Consider the following 17520-nt stretch of genomic DNA (forward strand, 5'->3'; position numbering starts at 1 on the left):
TATGGACTTCCCTTTCTCTCAAGCATCTCTCGAACTGCTGGCTGCTGTTTTCGGACTCATTTATGTCTTTCTTGAGATTCGTGCATCCATTTGGCTGTGGCCCGTTGGTATCATTACTCCGCTTCTTTTTATCTACATCTCTTATACAGGAGGAGTGTATGGGAATATGGCCGTAAACATTTACTATCTTTTGGCTTGTATTTACGGCTGGATTCAGTGGTTCAAACATCGGGAGGAAGGGCCGGTCGAGACACAGGTGAGACGACTTTCTCGCAAGACTCTTATGGCTGTACTGGGCATAACGATAGTGATTGCCGGAGCATTGTACCCCATATTCGAGTATGTTACATTTAATTCCAGTCCTCTTCTTGACGCTATTGCCACATCTGCAAGCGTGGTAGGTATGTGGCTTCTTGCTCATAAATATTTGGAAAACTGGTATGCATGGATTCTTTCAAATCTCTTGTACACCTACATTTTCCTCTCTCTCAGCTACACCATTATGGGGCTTTTCTTCCTTGTTTATACCGTTATGGCTATTATCGGACTGTCAAGGTGGAAGAAGATGATGCGTTCTCAAGCCTCTTCGGGAGGGGTCTAAAAGCAAATAGCTGTTAATAGAAAGGAGGCTGGAACAGCCTTGTCACTAAGGCATAGAGCATGGTCATTTCTCTTTATGAGCCATGCTCTATGCTTTTTTTAGATGATGATAAGTGTATCGGATGGCAGAGAAATATTTTGTTTTCGGATAGCTTTCTTAGAGTTGCTGTTCTCGTATTTTCCGAAAGAGGATCGCCCTTCTGCCTTGATCCCGTCTTGCTTCTTGCTTATTCCGAGATTGTTGTCCCCTTTCCTTTCTCTTCAGGGAAAGCAGCCGCAGGAACGAAGGGAAGCAGAGCGATAGAGACGACACGCTGTTGGCGAAAGAGACTCTTTCCGGTTGTGTTACAACACTTTTTCAAGACCATCAATAAGTAGAGATTAAAGATAATCTGCGTTAAAACGGCATCAGATGAGAAGAGAAAGCATATCTTTGTGATGGAGAAAGATATTGCGTTTTTGTCATGTTAGTAAAAGAATCAATACATAAGGTTTTCAAGACCACATTAAGGCTCTCCCTTGCGTTCCTGTTTACTCTTACAGGAGCGGTTGGTTCTGCTCTTGCTTGCAATACGGAACCTCCATCCTCTAAAGATAGAGCAACAGACAGTGCGAGTTCTACCCTCAAAGGCTCTTTGGTTCCACTCTATACCATGCCGAGCGGAGAACGACTACCAAGTTATACCCTCCCCAATGTTTATGTTTTCGGGCAGAAGTCCAGAATGAGCGAGCGAGAAAAGAAAGCATTCAGCAGGCTGGTTCGGGATGTCAAAAAGGCTTATCCTTTTGCAAAGATTGTCGCCAACACTTTAATGGAGACGTACGAATACATAGAAACACTTCCGGATGACGGCTCTCGTGAGAAGCATCTCAAGCGAATGGAGAAGGAGTTGTACAAGCAGTTCGAGCCTCAAATGAAGAAGCTCACACTGCGTCAAGGCAAAATCCTTATAAAGCTAATCAAAAGAGAGACAGACTCCACCAGCTATGAGTTGGTGGAAGCATACTTGGGTTCTTTTGCTGCATCGTTCTGGAATCTGTTTGCGAGGATGTTCGGAGCTTCTCTCAAGGCGGATTACCAACCCGATGGAGAAGATAGAGCGATAGAGACGATAGTGCTGATGATAGAAAACGGAGCGATATGATTCGCTCCGTTTTGCTTTCCCTTTTTCTCTAAATATAGGATCATCTATTGCAGAAATCGAAAAAAGTAGTACCTTTGCACAGTGATTGACTCTCGGATATACACTGAGAAGAGGTTGCGGTCCTATAGCTCAGTTGGTTAGAGCAACAGACTCATAATCTGGAGGTCCCTGGTTCAAGCCCAGGTGGGACCACTTGAAAAGATAGAAGCACTCCTTTTGGGGTGCTTTTTTTATTGTCCGGAGGGATAAAATGGTCGCTTTCGGAGGCTGTTGCCGGTGTGTCTTTTTATATAAAAATGGAGTTGGAGAAAAGGCATAAGAAGAATTATTTCTTCAATCTGAATCGGATGACAAAAATGAGAGATTCTCTCAATTTTCTGTCTGATAGTCTGTTATGGATTTCTTTGATTTCGGAAATTTTTATCTCCCGGTCGGTTTCAGGTCCCGTTTTCGCGTTAATAGGTGTAAATTTTAACACTGTCGTCTGTAAACAAATCCTAATGCAATTTTGTGCCCAAAAACAGCAAAAAAGGGGCAAAAGGCGCAAAGTGTTAATTGTCAGCGCTATAAGCAAAATTTCTAAACACGTTAATCAAATCCGGTAAACGTGTTTAATGAAATCGGTAAACGTGTTCATTGAAAAATTAAACACGTTAAGCCGACACAATATGCTCGTTTAGCGTTTTGGGTGAACGGGTATCGAAAATGGTGTTAATAAAATGGGGCGAATTTAACAATTTGCTCGTGCTCTGAAAACGCCCCCTCTGATCAAAATAGAGAGCGAGAAAAAAGTGAGCTTTTTTCGGGATGGAATATATAAAAATGAACTCTCGGTCGGAGGGCAAAAAGGTCAGTCTTCCGTCCCGAAAGAGATCCCCAGTTTTTTCCCCTGTATCACCAAAGGATTGTCCTCACGTACCGTTTTCAGTTTGCCCGCAACCTCTTCGAGAGGCAAGTGGGTCATCTGTCCGTTCACAACAGCCACCATCACTCCGAAAATCCTGTTGGAGATCAGCTCTGTGGCGTATCCGCCCAGAAGCGTGGCGAGGTTACGGTCTGCTGCGGTAGGAGATCCTCCTCGCTGTATGTGTCCTAAAACAGTCTCCCGACAGACCAAGTCCGAATGCTCTTCTATATATTTTGAGAGATAGAATGCCGGACGCTCTTTCTCTCCGCCGAGGCTCTTAACGCCCTCTGCCACCACAACGATGGAGTGGAGCTTGCCTTTGTTCATCCGTCTGTTTATGGCTTCTATCACTTTGTCGGGGTTATAACCCAGCTCCGGGATCAGTATCACGTGGGCGCCTCCTGCCATTCCGGAGTGCAGGGCAATCCATCCGGCTTTGTGCCCCATCACCTCTACCACCATCACCCGTCTGTGGCTCTCTGCCGTGGTATGCAGCCTGTCTATGCACTCTGTTGCGGTTGCCACGGCGGTATCGAAGCCGAAAGTAACCTCCGTGCCCCATATATCGTTGTCTATCGTTTTGGGTATACCCACGACATTGATCCCCAGCGCCCGCATCTTTGCAGCCGTTTTCATGGTGCCGTTTCCGCCTATGGCCACAAGGCAGTCGAGACCCAGGTCGTCGTAGTGTTGCTTCAGTTTGCGCGGAAGATCCTCATCGGAAAAGAGCCTTTTTCTGAACGGCTTCTCTCTAGATGTGCCCAAGATGGTGCCTCCTTTGTACAAGAGGCCGCTCAGAGCCACTTCATCCATTATGGTGTAGTCGTTTTCAAGAAGCCCCGAAAAGCCTTTCCGGATTCCGACGACCTCCATATTGTAGTGGAGTATCGCTGTACGCCCTACTCCTCTTATGGTTGCATTGATACCCGGACAGTCTCCTCCGGAGGTGAGTATTCCTATTTTCATGATGGGTTGTAATGTATGGACAAATTATTTCATGCAGATAGTCTGTGCGCCTGTTAAGGCAGGGGATGAAGCAAAACTCTTCTCCTCCGGAGTTCAAAAAGAGCTCTCTGCCCTCCACTTCGATCTCTTCGAGCGTTTCCAGGCAGTCTTGCACGAAAGACGGACAGATTACGGCAACCTTCTTTATGCCTTCCGCAGGAAGCTGCTTCAGCCTTTCTGCCGTGTAAGGAGAGAGCCAGCGTGTGTGTCCGAGCCTGCTTTGGAAGCTCACTTCTACCTGAGAAGCCGGGAGCGAAGTGTGTTCGAGCAGAAGTCTGTGCTGCTCTTTGCACTGGTACTCATAGTCTTTCTCCTTTATGCCTCTGTACATATCGACATGGGCAAGCGGTATGCCGTGGTATGAGATGAGCAGATGGGCATCTTTCGGAAGGTGCGCATGGATCTGATCACTCATGGCAGAAAGATATGCCGGATGGTTGTAGTAGGGCGGTATTACCGAACACTCCACGCCGAGATCCTTTGCATTCTGTTTGAAACACTCTACCGCTGTTTCGTAGCTGCTCATCGCATAGTGAGGGAAAAGCGGTAGAGCCACTATATGATTCACTCCTCTGTCAAGCAAAGCCTTTATGCCGGAGCGGATGGACGGATTGCCATACCGCATTCCGACCTCTGCCGGAATAGCCAAAGAGGCTTCCAAGGAGTGAGCCAGAGCCTTGGCATTCACCAAAAGAGGCGATCCCTCTTCTCTCCAGATGGCACGATACTTGCGAGCGGAGCGGTATCCTCGAAATGGGACAATCAGACAGCGAACGATGATCTCTCGCCAAGGAGAGGCAAGAGTGATGATGCGAGGATCGGTAAGAAATTCGTACAGAAACCTTGATACATCTTTTGTGGAATGGCTGTCCGGTGTCCCGGTGTTGAGTATAAGCAGTCCGAATTGTTTCTGCATAAATATTGGGAATATCTTATAAAACATCACAAAGATACGTATTTATCTCGTATCTTTGAGTACAAAAGTAATAGCATGCAACCTATAATCCTCTCACCTCCATTCTCTTCCGCTTCGGGACAGAGCATACAGCTTCCGCTTTCCAAAAGTATCTACAATCGTCTTCTGATCATAGAGGCATTGGGAAGTAGGCAAGACGCTCTCTTGCCTCTTTCTGTCAAGGCTTTGCAGGAGAGAGGGAGCTACTATCCGAACGATATTCTGGTGCTGAGCAGGGCAGTTGTTGCGCTCGTTTCATCTCCATCGACCGAAGAGACGATCCATGTGGATGTGGAAGACTGTGGCTCTGCTCTCCGTTTTGTTGTCGCTTATGCTGCTCTTGCAACGAAGCGTTGCGTGGTAATATCCGGCACGGAGAGGTTGATGCAGAGACCTATGGACGAACTGCTGGTGGCACTGAACCGGCTGGGTGGAGAGGTCGCCTGGGAAAAGGGCGAGGACAAGAGAGACCGGATCGTAGTACGACCCTCATCGCTCAAGAGCGGAAAGATAGATCTGGCGCAGAGTAGAAGCTCTCAGTTTATCTCCGCACTACTGCTCATCTCTCCTTATCTGCCCGATGGGCTCGAAGTGGAGTGGGATGCTTCGAGTGTGAGTAAGACTTATGTTTACATGACTTTGTCCCTTATGCGACGCTACGGGATAGAGTGCAGCTATACGGACAGAGAGATAAAGGTGCTGCCCGGCAGGTATCTTCCCGTGAGTATAAGGGATATAGAGGCGGACTGGTCTTCGGCTCTCTACTGGTTTGCATTCATTGCGCTCTCCCCTTTAGGTGCGCACCTCAAACTGCAAGACCTTACACTGCCATCTCTGCAAGGGGATGCTTCGGCGGCTGCTCTGTTTCGCCTGATCGGCGTCAAAGCCGAAAGGGATGAGGTGTCAGGCTCTACAACCATTGTCCGAGTGCCTTGTGTGGAGGATTTTCATACCGCTTTTGACGGACTCAATATGCACATCATGCCGGATGCCGCACCTACCATGGCTGTTGTTCTGGCTCTGAGAGGCATCCCTTACAGAATAGTCGGGCTGGAGACCCTGCCTCTCAAGGAGAGCAACCGGCTTGTTGCAGTGAAAGAGGGGCTTCGTCTCTTTGGATTGGATGTCGAACTGACAGCCTCTTCCATACTTTTCCGAGGAGGAGAACCTACTCTTCCTCAAGAGACTCTACACCTTAACAGCCACAACGATCACCGCATAGCGATGTCGTTTACAGTGGCTTCCGCAATGGGTTATGAGATTGCCGTGGACGATCCTTCGGTGGTAAACAAAAGCTATCCTCTCTTTTGGCGAGAGCTGCAACAGGTATTGAACCCGGAAGAGAAATCCGAATAAAAGCTATACAAACGAGACCATTACATCTGTTAATTCCCTTGTTTTAAGTCTATTTCTTAACCGGTTCTTAATCTTTTCCTCGTAAAGTTTTTGTAAATTTGTGGTGAGAATGTGTTTGAAATCAGGCTAAACTGTACACAAAAGAAGAAATAAGTATCACTTTATAAACAACATTGAATCCTATGAAATTGAGAATCTCATTTCTATTTGCTCTTATTCTTTTCACTTTGAGCACTGTGGCAGCCACTGCGCAGGTGAACGTGAAGGGGAAAGTATTGGAGAAAGGGACAGATAATCCTCTTGGAGGAGTAAGAGTATCTGTCGGTTCGACAGGAAGTATTTCCAATCGCCAAGGCGAGTTTACGCTAAGCGTGCCTGAAAACAGTACGCTTCTGTTCAGATATATGGGTTACCTGGACAAAAAAGTAAAGATTGGCAGAGGTCCTTCAGTGGATCTTGGTGCCGTCTATATGGAAGAAGACGTTAGAGGTATCGAGGATGTTGTGGTTATGGCATCTATCATTCCTAAAGATCGTATCACTCCCGTTCCGGTGTCTAACGTTAGTATTGATGTGATTGAGACGAAAGCTCCTAACATCGAGTTCCCTGAGCTTCTTAAGCAGACTCCTTCTGTTTATGTAACCAAAGGCGGCGGTGGTTTCGGAGACTCTCGTATCAATATGCGCGGTTTCGATAGTAACAACCTCGGTATCCTTATCAATGGTGTGCCCATCAACGATATGGAGAGCGGAAAAGTGTACTGGTCCAACTGGGCAGGTCTGTCCGATGTATCGAGCTTCATTCAGATTCAGCGCGGACTTGGTGCTTCCAAGCTCGGTCTCTCTTCTGTCGGAGGTACCATGAACATGGTTACCAAGAGTACGGATGCCAAGAAGGGCGGATCTTTCTATACCGGTATCGGTAACGACGGATACAGCAAGATGGCATTCAATGTATCCACAGGTCTTATGGATAACGGCTGGGCTGTATCGCTTGCCGGTGCTCGCACTTCGGGTGATGGATATGTAAGAGGTACTGCTTTCCAAGGATGGTCTTACTTCGTGAATATCTCAAAGATCATCAACGAAGATCACCGTCTTTCGTTTACTGCATTCGGTGCTCCTCAGTGGCACAACCAAAGAGGAACGATGTACACGATAGAGGATATCAGAGAGAGCGGCTTCGGTGCACGTCATAACATCGGTTACGGCTACATCAACGGACAAGAAGTGGGCGGAGCTTATGGTCGCAACTTCTATCACAAGCCTCAAATGTCGCTCAACCACTATTGGGAGATCAGCCCTAAGAGCAAGCTCTCTACTTCTCTCTATGCTTCTCTTGCTCGTGGAGGCGGACGCCGTGTTCGCGGAGCAGAGGGTACAAACTGGCTGGGTATAAACAACACCACAGGAAAGCCGAGCAATCCGCTTACAGTAAAGCAAACACCTGAAGGCCTATTGGACTTCGATGCCGTGATGAGAGAAAACAGAGCTTCGGACAATGGTTCCAAAGCGATCTTCTCTAACGCAATGAACTCTCACAACTGGTACGGTATCCTATCTTCTTTTAACCATAAACTTTCGGATGCTCTATCTCTTACAGCCGGATATGATGCCAGATTCTATCAAGGTTTGCACTACGAACAGATAGAAAATCTTCTTGGTGGAGACTACTATGTAGAGCCTCAAACAAGTGCGAAGAAGCTGATGTATCACAAGCCTAATCAACCTTTGAAGGTGGGCGATAGAATAGAGTACGATAACATTGGTGAGGTTCTTTGGAACGGTATATTTGCTCAAGCAGAAGCAAAGAGCGAGAAACTCAATGGTTTTGTCTCTGCTTCTCTTTCCAACCAGGCCTACAGATATGTGAACCTTGGCGGTACAAACGAAAAAGCTCCTTTGGCTGAAGGTCAGAGCAGATATGTTTCCGAATGGGCAAGCTATCTTCCATGGAGCGTGAAGAGTGGTTTGAGCTATAAGCTGAACAACCAAAACAACTTCTTTGTGAATGCCGGCTACTTTACCCGTGCACCTTATTTCCGCAGTGTATTTTTCAACTACAATACAGAGATCAACACCGGAGCGAAGTATGAAAGAGTACTCACCGGAGAGATCGGCTACGGCTTCATCAGCGAAGTATTGAAGGTGGATGTCAATGCTTACTACACCAAGTGGATGGATAAGGGTATTACTCGCAGAATCGGAAACAATGAGCTTGCCAACATTACAGGTCTTAATGCAAGACACATGGGGGTAGAGCTTGAAGCTACCTACAAACCGACAAAGAGATTTGAACTTAAAGGTATGGTTTCTGTGGGAGACTGGATCTGGACAGATGACGTAAATGCAGCCATCTTTAATGAAAGCCAACAAAAGATAGCTGAGATACAAGCCTTCATCGCAGGTGTACACGTAGGAAACTCTGCACAGGTTACGGCTTCTCTAAGCTCTTCTTATGAAGTGTTCAAGAACTTCCGTATATATGGTAACTTGAACTATGCCGGAAAGAACTTTGCAGACTTCGATCCGACAAACAGAACAAAGGAGAGCGACAAGGTAGATGCTTGGCAGCTTCCAAACTACTACACATTGGATCTCGGAGCAAACTACAAGTTCAACATCGGCTCTCTAAATGCTACTCTCTACATGAATGTGGATAACGCTACAAACGTAGAGTATATAGCAGATGCACGCGACGGAAAGAAGCACGACATGAAGACATCGCTTGTTTACTTCGGTTTCGGTCGTACTTGGGCTACAGGTTTGCGCATCAACTTCTAAAAACAGGTCTTACATAAATACGTCATTACAACAATGAAAAGAGTACAATATATATTAGCATTCGTGGCTCTTCTGGGGCTTGTTGCGTGTAATCCTACAAAAGGGATATACGAAGAGTTGGATAAGGAAGAGAAGCATGTGACTAAGACAAAAAGCATTGTCCTTTCGGATGCAGAGTTTAAGAGCATCATAGATGGTCATATCTCTTCTATGGTTGCAAAGTTTCAAGGAACTCCCGAAGAGAAGAAAGCCTATAAGGCTCAACTCGAAAAAAATCTTAGAGACGAGAGAACTTACTCTGCTTTCAGTGATAAGTTTACAGCTGCAGAGCATCTTACTCCTTTTGCCGCAAAGGCAAATCCGGAATGGGGTAAGGACTCCAGACTCACCATTGAACATAAAGAACTTCTTCCCGCTTCTTCAAATCTTAAAGCAATAGGTTTTGCTGCTTTTGTGGAACTCAAGAAGGCAGACTTTGAAGGATTGGGTATAACCTCTATCGTAAAGCTTAAGGCAGACGAGCTGAACAAGGTGATAGAGCTTGCTAAAAGCAAAGCACAGAACAACCCTCGCTCTTTGGTGATCAGAGGATCTCTCAACTCCGATAATGTTACATGGTTCGTGATCAATGGCAAGCTTGCAGATGCAAAGAAGTATCATGCAATCACGATGGAAGAGTACAAGAGCATGGGAGCAAACTATGGTAACTTCTCTTCTTCCATGCCGGCTGAAAACTATATCCCTGCTCTATTGGCCGTGAAGTATCCTTATGCTCAAGCAGGCGACAGTAAGGTGGTGGTATGGTTGTTCTACAAGGACAAGAAGACTTCTGTTCACTACGAAGACTATACCTTCAATGGAACAAAGTGGACTGTGACAGAGAGAACAACTCCGGTTACATCCCAGTTCATTCAAAATGGTAAGGGATGGGTATATGATCCAACCATTAAGTTTGCATTTGAAAAAGCAGACTTCCAATATCTTTTTGAATGGGTGAAAGCAAATAAGCCATCTTATATCAGCAAAAAGTATCCGACGAATGAAGAGTTCTGGTTCGGAGGAAGCAGCTATTATAACAACTTCAACCTCGATGGCGGAGAGACACAAGGAGACAGACCGGAAGAGAAAGGTTTGGATTCTGCAGCTCTTCTAAAGGCGAAGTATGAGCGTATCAAGGATGGTCTTAAGCTCGTATTGGCTCATAAATATCCGGAAATGCCGGCTCTGACAAATGGTATAGAGCAACGCTACATCATTAAGGTAAATATCCGTGTGAACAGAGCTAATGCAGACTTTACTTATCAGTTCAAAGGTCTCGGTAACGGAAACTTTGAATACGAAGCAGGTCCGACAGAGATTTAAGAAGAACAGACAGACTTCTCTTCTAAGCATAGAGAGAAGGTGAAAATAGCAAACATAGCCATCGGGAGATAAGATTTCCCGGTGGCTATGTTGTTTCTGTTGGAGAGGGTCGCTTTGTCCAAACTTTTCTTTTTAGCTATCTTTGCAGATGTAAAAACGTTTTTAAGAGAACAGAGACAGAAACAAGTGAGGCTCTGCTCTCTTGTTTGTTATGCTTGCAACATTTGTAAAAGGCTTAATTATAGGTGTTATCGTCTCTGCTCCCATGGGTCCCGTTGGAGTGGAGTGTATTCGTCGTACGCTTACCAAAGGTCGCCAAAGCGGTCTGCTTACAGGTCTTGGTGCCACAGCAAGCGATATCTTTTATGCTGTTGTAACGCTTATAGGGGTAAGTAGCTTTATTTTCTTTATTAAGCAGTACTCTCAAGAGCTTCGATTCTTCGGCTCTATCTTCATCGTGGCATTTGCTTTCTACGTGATGAATTCGGGCTCTTCCATAGAAGAAGAGGGAACATCTGAAGAAGAGGATGTCCCGACGGAGCATCCTTACTGGAGAGATTTTACTTCCGGCTTCTTTCTTACTTTACCGAATATCCTTATAGTGTTGCTCTACGTGGGTCTGTTTGCTCAGTTTTCTTTTCTTACAGATGTAGATACAGAAAATCTTTGGCCCTTGTTGATCGGAGTGGCAGGGATTGCCGTAGGAGCTGTTTTATGGTGGACGCTCATAACCGGAACAATTACTAAAGCCAAGCAGTGGTTTAACATCAAAAGCATACGAGGGATCAACAGAAGTATTGGGTTGATTCTGCTTTGCTGTGGGTTGATAGGCGCTCTTGTCGGCTTGGCTGATTTGATGTAGGTCTATTCTTTTCTTCTCCAAAACAAGGGGAGTTGTCTGACAAGTCAAGCTTTTTAGTTACTTTTGTGCAGAATGCAAGGGCTCACAGGCTCTTTTTCATTCAGTAGAGAAATAACGTATAACACAAAATCAGTATCATGAAAAGATTATTCTTAACCATTGCAGCTTGTTTTTTGTTGCTACCTTTTGCTCTTGAGTCTAATGCACAAGAGACTTCATTCAAGAAAGGAACAGGTATTTGGAACTTGGGGGTGGGATTAAATAATGCCTATTCTACACTTCCTCCTCTTTCCGCATCATTTGCATATAGTATATCGGACTATGTTTGGGACAGTAGAAGCGCCCTTGGTATGGGAGGTATAGTTGCCATTGCCGGAAACTCCTACACAACAAGTATTCTTGCTGCTCCTCGTATCTCTCTTCACTACAGCTTCATCCCGAAGTTGGATACCTATGTTGCAGGATATGCCGGAGTAAGATTCCAAAGTATAAAAACAGAAGCCAATGAAACAAAACACAGAAATGCCTTTGACTACGGCTTCAATGTCGGTACAAGGTACTTCTTTACACCGATGTTTGGTGCTTTCTTGGAGCTTGGATATGGTGTAAGCTATGGTAACATTGGAGTTTCTCTAAGATTATAATAGAAGATTATCACAAAGAAAAAACCTCGGTTCGCAACAGCAAACCGAGGTTTTTCTTTTTCTCTTCAAAAGACTAAGCGTACATAAGAGCTTCTCTAATTTTTGCCATATTATATTCCTTGGTATTTTGAGAGACAAGGAACCAGTCGATAATAGTCCAGATACCGCAACCTCCACCTGTTAAGAGCTTGAGGACTCCAAGACCAACTTGTCCCAACATAAAACGGTCGATACCCAAAGTGCCTCCCAAAATGGAGATTACAAGCATAATCATCGGGTCTCTGAGCTCAATTCCTTGCAGGCGAGATAGGACAGAGTCGTCTCTTGATGATAGGTGTTCACGAAGTTCATTCAAAGCATAAGGCTCAATGTACTTAGAGATGCTTAAAATGTAGTAGTCTAATCTTTGCTGATCCATTCTTGTATGTATTTATGTTTAAAGTCTTCCGGATGCCCTTCTTGCACCTTGTGTCAAATGTAGCAATATTTTTTTAATGTTTGGGCAAACTTTTTGATGCTCTTTGGGAAGAAATCGGGGCAACTCCATTTATTTGTTTTTAGACATACCGTACTCGACCCAAAAGAAGATAAAGCTGAGCAGATAAAGAGCGAATGTCCAGATGATAATAGAAATATAGGATTCTTTAAGCTGTTCTATAAATCTTCCGGAAAAGATGAATGTGAATAGAATCGCTCCCAAGACAGTTAAGGGATACTGTATAGCGCGATAGAGTGCGTAGCGAGTTCTGCTTTTTTTCATAATGGATAAAAGTTGGATTGTGTGATATTATATAAAATAGGAGTTCTGCCTGAGAAAACCTCTCTTATCAGAACTCCTATTTGTAGTGTGTTAGAATGCCAATATAATAGGAAGGAACTTTTCGGCAGAGAGAGAAGCTCCTCCGATAAGACCTCCGTCAACATCCGGCTTGGCAAACAGCTCCGGAGCATTGCCTCCATTGCAGCTACCGCCATAAAGAATGGTGAGATCGTTGGCTACACTTTCTCCATACTTCTTAGCAACAATGCTGCGAATATGGGCATGTATCTCTTGTGCCTGATCACTTGTAGCCGTCTTACCTGTACCGATAGCCCAAACCGGTTCGTAAGCAAGAACGATCTTACCGAACTCTTTTTCACAAAGGTGGAAAAGGCTTTCTACAATTTGCTTTTCTACGACTTCAAAATGGCGGTTGGCTTCTCTTTCTTCCAATACTTCGCCAATGCAGAAGATTGGAGTAAGACCTTGTGCAAGTGCCAAATCGACCTTTGTCTTCAGGATCTCTTCTGTTTCATGGTAATAGCTGCGACGCTCGGAGTGTCCAATGATAACATGGCTTGCTCCGGTACTTGCAATCATTTCTACAGAAACTTCTCCAGTGTAAGCTCCGGAGGTATGGTCGGCACAATTTTCTGCTGCGACCTTTATTGCAGATCCTTTTACCACCTCAACCACAGAAGCCAAATGTGTAAAGGGAACGCCAAGAATTACCTCACACTTGAGGTCTTTTCCTTCTATTGCCTTTTTTACATCTTCTGCCAACTTAACACCTTCTTGCAGGCTGGTATTCATTTTCCAGTTTCCTGCCACAATGTTTTTTCTCATATCTAAATTATTGTTTTTGTTGTAATATGGCTTTCTTCTCTTTATCTCTTTTCTTTATATCCACAAAGAGAAGAATGAGAAATATCACAAAGGTAATGATGCTTCTCCACCACGTTAATAAGAACTCTTTCCATGCGTAACTCTTTGGGAGAGGATCGAATGGATGTTCTGAAAACTCTTCATCCTCTATAAGATCATAGAGGTCTGAAAAGCTTACCTTGCGACGAATGATGCTGCCATCCAAAACAACCAATCCGGGATTGGATCGTATTACTGTCTTAGCTGTAGTCTCATCAAGGTAGGCAATAGAGTATTCCGGATTCAAGTTGCTGATGATATTTTTTATCTCACCGGACTCCATATCATTACTCATAAGGAGCATTAAACTTCCTCCCTGCTCTCTGGCTATACGGTTTAGAGAGTTTAGCAGAGAGGTCTCCTTTAACTGCATCTTTCTAATATCGGGAGTTATCAGAAGCATTACCTTGTTATCCGGAGAGAGAACATCGGGAGTGATTTCTACTCCATCTCTATTGATGACCATAAAATCTGTTGCCGGGGCAATGTCTCCCGCAGATATTAGTTTCGATGCATCTCGAACATAGGTCCACGTAGAATCGAGATGTTCTATTTCATCAATGTTGAACGTCATCTCAACCTCTCCTTTTTTGTACACAAACTTGTAGTCGTATTCCGCTTGCTTGAGGGTCGAGTCTGCTTCGTATCCTTTCAGTTTCGCGAGAGACTTGCCTACCTTATAGGGTCTGAAGTCCAATGCCGGCAGTTTGCGATAGTTGGTATCGGCAAAGGAGAGAAAGAAGAGAATAAATAAGACGAGGTTGATAACATCAGAATTTTTTACTCTTAGCACACGAGGGCGATCTCTTCCGAGAAAGATAAGGACAGAAAGGAAGAGAAGGATAAGATTCTTTGCCAGAGTTGCCGAGTTGGGTACATGAATGACATCTCCAAAGCATCCACAATCGGTTATCGGATTGGCTATGCTGATATAAGCGGCAAAGAGGGAAAAGAGAGTCATCAGCATGAGCGTTATCCATGCTGTAAAAAAAAGAAATGTCCCGGTGAGCAGGCATGCTCCAATGGTAAATTCTGTCGTGGAAAGAGCTATGCTGCCGATAAGAGAAAGCGTTTCATCTACCGGAATCCCAAAGGCACTACCATACTCTTCTATTTTATATGCTGTCCCCAGTGGGTCTATCCCTTTCATCAATCCTGAAAGAAGGAACAAGACTCCGACCACAAGGCGAGCGATTCGTATAGCAAAAGTAGGTATAGGATTACGATACCTGTCCAAGGTATCTATGGGTTGGCTCATTTCTGTTCTTCTCCCTCTAAGATGATACGGATGAGCGCAAAGATCGAATAGTTGATAATGTCATAATAGTTGGCATCTATGCCTTCCGATATTTTGGCTACCCCTGGATGATCTTCTAACTGCTTGGTTCTGAAAATTTTTGTGAGCATCAAATCTGTCAATGAGCTTAAGCGCATATTGCGCCATGCTTCACCATAGTCATGATTCTTTTTCTGCATCAAGGACTTTGCTTTGCCCAGATAATCATCGTACCATTCGAGAGCCTGATCTGATGAGACTTCTTCAGGAGTGGCACGTACGCCATGCTCTAAAAGAATGAGGCCAATGGCTCCATAGTTTACGAGAGCAATCAACTCTCCGGTAGAGCTTTCGTTGACAAGATTAGTCCCCGTTTCTTCTATTGTTCTTATCCTATTGAGCTTGATGAACATTTGGTCCGTAATAGCAGTGGGACGCATGATGCTCCAAGAAGCTCCGTAGTCAGATAGTTTAAGTTCAAAAATCCTACGACACTGACGCACTATTTCATCGTACTGGTCAGAGGTATTAGCTGCAGTCATAAGAGGTAAACAAACGTATTATGTTACAGGCACAAAGATAATAAAATATCTACTTTCACTATCTTTGTACAAGATGGAAAACCTACTTCAAACCTCTATTATGTATCTTCCCGGAATGGGGGATGTTCGTGCTTCTACTCTCCGTAGTGAGCTCGGAATTGCTACGTTTGGAGATCTTTTGGAGTACTATCCTTACCGTCATATAGACAGGACACACATTTACTCTACCGGAGAGATTCGTGAAGAGATGCCTTATGTCCAACTCAAAGGAAGCATCATTGACCCACACATAGAAGGAGAGGGAAGAAAGAAGAGGCTTGTTGCAAGATTTTTAGACTCATCGGGAGAGGTTGAACTCATTTGGTTCAACAGCATAAAGTTTATCCAGAAACAGATAAAGCCGAATGTTGAGTATATTATATTTGGTAAGCCATCCCGTTTTGGCTTAGGTTGGAGTATTGTGCACCCGGAACTGGATGACGCTATTTCGCAACGCTTCAAGGCGGGAACTCTTTTCCCTGTTTACTCCGTTACGGAGAAGATGAAGAAGGTCGGGATAAGCATTAAGGTTCTTAGGGATGCGATCTCAAGGCTTATAGATATTGTGCGTACCAATCATTTACCTGATACTTTGCCGGATTATATCACGAAAGGTTATAATATGCTTTCTCGTTGGGAAGCATTGGAAGCCGTACATTTTCCCACTGATGAAGACAGACTTCGGCGCGCAATAATGCGACTCAAAGCAGAAGAGATCTTTTGGATACGGCTTAGAATGCGTTACATTGCAGAGAAACGTCATACCGAAGAGGCAGGTCTTCCGATACATGGAGTGGGACACTTTTTTAATCAATTTTTCAATGAAAAGCTTCCTTTTCCTTTGACCAGAGCACAAGAGAGGGTTATACGGGAGATATATAACGATATGAGGAGCGGAAGCCAGATGAACAGGCTTTTACAAGGAGATGTCGGAAGCGGAAAGACTATGGTGGCTCTTCTTTCCATGCTTATTGCAGCAGATAATGGTTACCAATCTTGCCTGATGGCGCCGACAGAGATTTTGGCAATCCAACACGCCGCAACGATACGTTCTCTCTTGGGAGATCTTTCTATCAATGTGGCTTTGCTTACCGGTTCCACTCGAAAGAAGGAAAGAGAAAAGATCCATCAAGGTCTTCGAGATGGGAGTGTACATATTATTATAGGAACCCACGCACTCATAGAGGAGAACGTGCAGATGAACCGGCTCGGTTTGGCTGTCATTGATGAGCAACACCGTTTTGGCGTGGAGCATCGTTCCAAGTTGTGGGACAAGAATCGTATTATTCCTCCGCATGTTCTCATCATGAGTGCCACGCCCATACCTCGAACTCTGGCAATGACTCTTTATGGAGATCTTGACGTTTCGGTCATTGATGAGCTTCCTCCCGGACGGACTCCCATAGAAACAACACATCGCTACCCTGCTCACAAATCGGAAGTGTATCGCTTCATGGAACAAGAGATTGACAATGGCAGGCAGGCATACGTGGTCTTTCCCCTTATTGAGGAGAGCGAGAAAACAGACATGAAGAACCTTCAGACCGGTTATGAAGAGCTCAAGAGCCGCTTCCCGAATATCCCCATTGGCTTCGTGCACGGCAAGATGAAGTCCAAAGATAAAGAGGAGGCGATGAAAAGATTTGTTTCTGCCCAAGACAAAATATTGGTCTCCACGACCGTAATAGAAGTGGGAGTGAATGTCCCGAATGCCACAATCATGTTGATAGAAGATGCCAATCGCTTCGGACTTTCCCAGCTTCATCAGCTACGAGGACGAGTGGGCAGAGGAGCTGCAAAGAGCTACTGTATATTGATGACGGACTACAAGCTTTCCGATAATGGAAAAAGGCGTATGGAAATCATGACGGAGAGTACCGATGGATTCTTTATCGCAGAGCAGGATCTCAAGCTTCGCGGGCAAGGAGATTTGGAAGGGACGCAGCAGAGTGGTGTGGGTGGAGTGCTCAAAATGGCAAATCTGGCAAAGGATGGACGGATTGTACAGTTCGTCTCCAATCTGATAGATGAAATCTTGAGTAAAGATCCGACGCTGACGGCTGATCCTCTCAATGCACCGTTGCATAAAACACTCTCCGAATACATGGAGAAAAACAGAGACTGGGGGCAGATCAGTTAGTCTCATTTCTATTTCTCTTCTCTTGAGAGGTTGATTGCCGTTTCTTGCATTGTCAATTATCGTTAGAAGAGTTTCGAAAAAAAGTACCTAATCTTTTTGGGAAAGTACCTAATCTTTTTGGAAAAAGTACCTAATCTTTTTTGGAGAAGCACTAAAGGTTTTGGGTAAAAGCACTAAAGGTATTTGTCGTTTTGTCCGGAGATAATTTTTTCTTTTGTTT

17 protein-coding genes and 1 tRNA gene are annotated in these 17520 nt (G+C 44.7%); 9 read left to right on the forward strand and 9 right to left on the reverse strand.

From position 1 onward, the window contains the following. Position 1: 1 nt before the first annotated feature. Positions 2 to 601, forward strand: a complete 600-nt coding sequence (gene pnuC / locus HQ43_RS05820) for a nicotinamide riboside transporter PnuC (protein WP_036791006.1) — start codon at positions 2 to 4, stop codon at positions 599 to 601. 226 nt (positions 602 to 827) lie between these two features. Here the strand turns inward: pnuC and HQ43_RS09910 are convergent, their stop codons facing one another. Next, positions 828 to 968 (reverse strand): hypothetical protein, encoded by a 141-nt coding sequence (locus tag HQ43_RS09910; RefSeq protein ID WP_161785891.1) that lies wholly within the window; start codon positions 966 to 968, stop codon positions 828 to 830. A 96-nt stretch (positions 969 to 1064) separates the two neighbouring features. Between HQ43_RS09910 and HQ43_RS05830 the strand changes: the two genes are divergently transcribed. Further along, entirely contained in the window at positions 1065 to 1745 is a 681-nt protein-coding gene (locus HQ43_RS05830) for a DUF4294 domain-containing protein (RefSeq protein WP_235305953.1), read from the forward strand. 118 nt (positions 1746 to 1863) lie between these two features. Then, positions 1864 to 1937, forward strand: a tRNA-Ile gene (locus HQ43_RS05835). Positions 1938 to 2595: 658 nt separating this feature from the next. Here the strand turns inward: HQ43_RS05835 and HQ43_RS05845 are convergent. Both HQ43_RS05845 and hemH read right to left on the reverse strand, forming a co-directional pair. Beyond that, the gene (locus HQ43_RS05845; protein WP_235305969.1) at positions 2596 to 3576 is read right to left on the reverse strand and encodes an ATP-dependent 6-phosphofructokinase; all 981 of its coding nucleotides are present in this window, start codon (positions 3574 to 3576) and stop codon (positions 2596 to 2598) included. Further along, positions 3482 to 4573, reverse strand: a complete 1092-nt coding sequence (gene hemH, locus HQ43_RS10040; protein WP_161785892.1) for a ferrochelatase — start codon at positions 4571 to 4573, stop codon at positions 3482 to 3484. Before hemH ends, HQ43_RS05845 begins: the two co-directional genes overlap by 95 nt. A gap of 75 nt (positions 4574 to 4648) precedes the next feature. Here hemH and HQ43_RS05855 point away from each other — a divergent pair, with 75 nt between their 5' ends. From HQ43_RS05855 to HQ43_RS05865, 3 genes are all read left to right on the forward strand, one after another. After that, the gene (locus HQ43_RS05855) at positions 4649 to 5968 is read left to right on the forward strand and encodes a 3-phosphoshikimate 1-carboxyvinyltransferase (RefSeq protein ID WP_036791018.1); all 1320 of its coding nucleotides are present in this window, start codon (positions 4649 to 4651) and stop codon (positions 5966 to 5968) included. A gap of 182 nt (positions 5969 to 6150) precedes the next feature. After that, the gene (locus HQ43_RS05860) at positions 6151 to 8751 is read left to right on the forward strand and encodes a TonB-dependent receptor (RefSeq protein ID WP_036791021.1); all 2601 of its coding nucleotides are present in this window, start codon (positions 6151 to 6153) and stop codon (positions 8749 to 8751) included. Positions 8752 to 8784: 33 nt separating this feature from the next. Next, positions 8785 to 10113: a hypothetical protein gene (locus HQ43_RS05865; RefSeq protein ID WP_036791024.1), complete on the forward strand. Its 1329-nt coding sequence runs from the start codon at positions 8785 to 8787 to the stop codon at positions 10111 to 10113. Here the strand turns inward: HQ43_RS05865 and HQ43_RS10140 are convergent. Continuing rightward, positions 10110 to 10235, reverse strand: a complete 126-nt coding sequence (locus HQ43_RS10140; RefSeq protein WP_262501537.1) for a hypothetical protein — start codon at positions 10233 to 10235, stop codon at positions 10110 to 10112. The genes HQ43_RS05865 and HQ43_RS10140 overlap by 4 nt on opposite strands. Positions 10236 to 10324: 89 nt before the next feature. Between HQ43_RS10140 and HQ43_RS05870 the strand changes: the two genes are divergently transcribed. Together HQ43_RS05870 and HQ43_RS05875 are read left to right on the forward strand one after the other, a co-directional pair. Then, positions 10325 to 10975 carry a LysE family translocator gene (locus HQ43_RS05870; RefSeq protein ID WP_036791027.1) on the forward strand — a complete coding sequence of 217 codons (651 nt, stop codon included), beginning with the start codon at positions 10325 to 10327 and terminating at the stop codon, positions 10973 to 10975. Positions 10976 to 11112: 137 nt separating this feature from the next. Then, complete coding sequence (locus HQ43_RS05875; RefSeq protein WP_036791030.1) at positions 11113 to 11619, forward strand: hypothetical protein; 507 nt, start codon at positions 11113 to 11115, stop codon at positions 11617 to 11619. 73 nt (positions 11620 to 11692) lie between these two features. On the opposite strand, the gene HQ43_RS05880 is transcribed toward HQ43_RS05875, so the two are convergent. The 5 genes from HQ43_RS05880 to HQ43_RS05900 all read right to left on the reverse strand — a co-directional run bounded on the left by HQ43_RS05880 (position 11693) and on the right by HQ43_RS05900 (position 15121). Further along, on the reverse strand, positions 11693 to 12037 hold the full coding sequence (locus HQ43_RS05880; protein ID WP_036791033.1) for a TM2 domain-containing protein: 345 nt from the start codon (positions 12035 to 12037) through the stop codon (positions 11693 to 11695). A gap of 129 nt (positions 12038 to 12166) precedes the next feature. Further along, positions 12167 to 12379 (reverse strand): hypothetical protein, encoded by a 213-nt coding sequence (locus HQ43_RS05885; protein ID WP_036791036.1) that lies wholly within the window; start codon positions 12377 to 12379, stop codon positions 12167 to 12169. A 90-nt stretch (positions 12380 to 12469) separates the two neighbouring features. Beyond that, entirely contained in the window at positions 12470 to 13225 is a 756-nt protein-coding gene (gene tpiA, locus HQ43_RS05890; RefSeq protein WP_036791039.1) for a triose-phosphate isomerase, read from the reverse strand. Positions 13226 to 13232: 7 nt separating this feature from the next. Further along, a complete protein-coding gene (locus HQ43_RS05895) occupies positions 13233 to 14561 on the reverse strand; it encodes a BT_3928 family protein (RefSeq protein WP_036791042.1) in 1329 nt (442 codons plus the stop codon). Beyond that, positions 14558 to 15121 (reverse strand): DUF1599 domain-containing protein, encoded by a 564-nt coding sequence (locus HQ43_RS05900; protein ID WP_036791045.1) that lies wholly within the window; start codon positions 15119 to 15121, stop codon positions 14558 to 14560. The genes HQ43_RS05895 and HQ43_RS05900 overlap by 4 nt, the downstream gene beginning before the upstream one ends. A gap of 73 nt (positions 15122 to 15194) precedes the next feature. Between HQ43_RS05900 and recG the strand changes: the two genes are divergently transcribed. Next, positions 15195 to 17300, forward strand: a complete 2106-nt coding sequence (gene recG, locus HQ43_RS05905; RefSeq protein ID WP_036791048.1) for an ATP-dependent DNA helicase RecG — start codon at positions 15195 to 15197, stop codon at positions 17298 to 17300. Positions 17301 to 17520 lie beyond the last annotated feature (220 nt).

Origin of the sequence: Porphyromonas canoris (assembly GCF_000769115.1) — a bacterium.
GTDB classification, from domain to species: domain Bacteria; phylum Bacteroidota; class Bacteroidia; order Bacteroidales; family Porphyromonadaceae; genus Porphyromonas_A; species Porphyromonas_A canoris.

Coding starts and splice junctions, on each gene's coding strand:
- pnuC (WP_036791006.1), top strand. CDS start 2: ATGGACTTCCCTTTCTCTCAAGCATCTCTCGAACTGCTGGCTGCTGTT.
- HQ43_RS09910 (WP_161785891.1), bottom strand. CDS start 968: ATGGTCTTGAAAAAGTGTTGTAACACAACCGGAAAGAGTCTCTTTCGC.
- HQ43_RS05830 (WP_235305953.1), top strand. CDS start 1,065: ATGTTAGTAAAAGAATCAATACATAAGGTTTTCAAGACCACATTAAGG.
- hemH (WP_161785892.1), bottom strand. CDS start 4,573: ATGCAGAAACAATTCGGACTGCTTATACTCAACACCGGGACACCGGAC.
- HQ43_RS05855 (WP_036791018.1), top strand. CDS start 4,649: ATGCAACCTATAATCCTCTCACCTCCATTCTCTTCCGCTTCGGGACAG.
- HQ43_RS05860 (WP_036791021.1), top strand. CDS start 6,151: ATGAAATTGAGAATCTCATTTCTATTTGCTCTTATTCTTTTCACTTTG.
- HQ43_RS05865 (WP_036791024.1), top strand. CDS start 8,785: ATGAAAAGAGTACAATATATATTAGCATTCGTGGCTCTTCTGGGGCTT.
- HQ43_RS05870 (WP_036791027.1), top strand. CDS start 10,325: ATGCTTGCAACATTTGTAAAAGGCTTAATTATAGGTGTTATCGTCTCT.
- HQ43_RS05875 (WP_036791030.1), top strand. CDS start 11,113: ATGAAAAGATTATTCTTAACCATTGCAGCTTGTTTTTTGTTGCTACCT.
- HQ43_RS05880 (WP_036791033.1), bottom strand. CDS start 12,037: ATGGATCAGCAAAGATTAGACTACTACATTTTAAGCATCTCTAAGTAC.
- HQ43_RS05885 (WP_036791036.1), bottom strand. CDS start 12,379: ATGAAAAAAAGCAGAACTCGCTACGCACTCTATCGCGCTATACAGTAT.
- tpiA (WP_036791039.1), bottom strand. CDS start 13,225: ATGAGAAAAAACATTGTGGCAGGAAACTGGAAAATGAATACCAGCCTG.
- HQ43_RS05895 (WP_036791042.1), bottom strand. CDS start 14,561: ATGAGCCAACCCATAGATACCTTGGACAGGTATCGTAATCCTATACCT.
- HQ43_RS05900 (WP_036791045.1), bottom strand. CDS start 15,121: ATGACTGCAGCTAATACCTCTGACCAGTACGATGAAATAGTGCGTCAG.
- recG (WP_036791048.1), top strand. CDS start 15,195: ATGGAAAACCTACTTCAAACCTCTATTATGTATCTTCCCGGAATGGGG.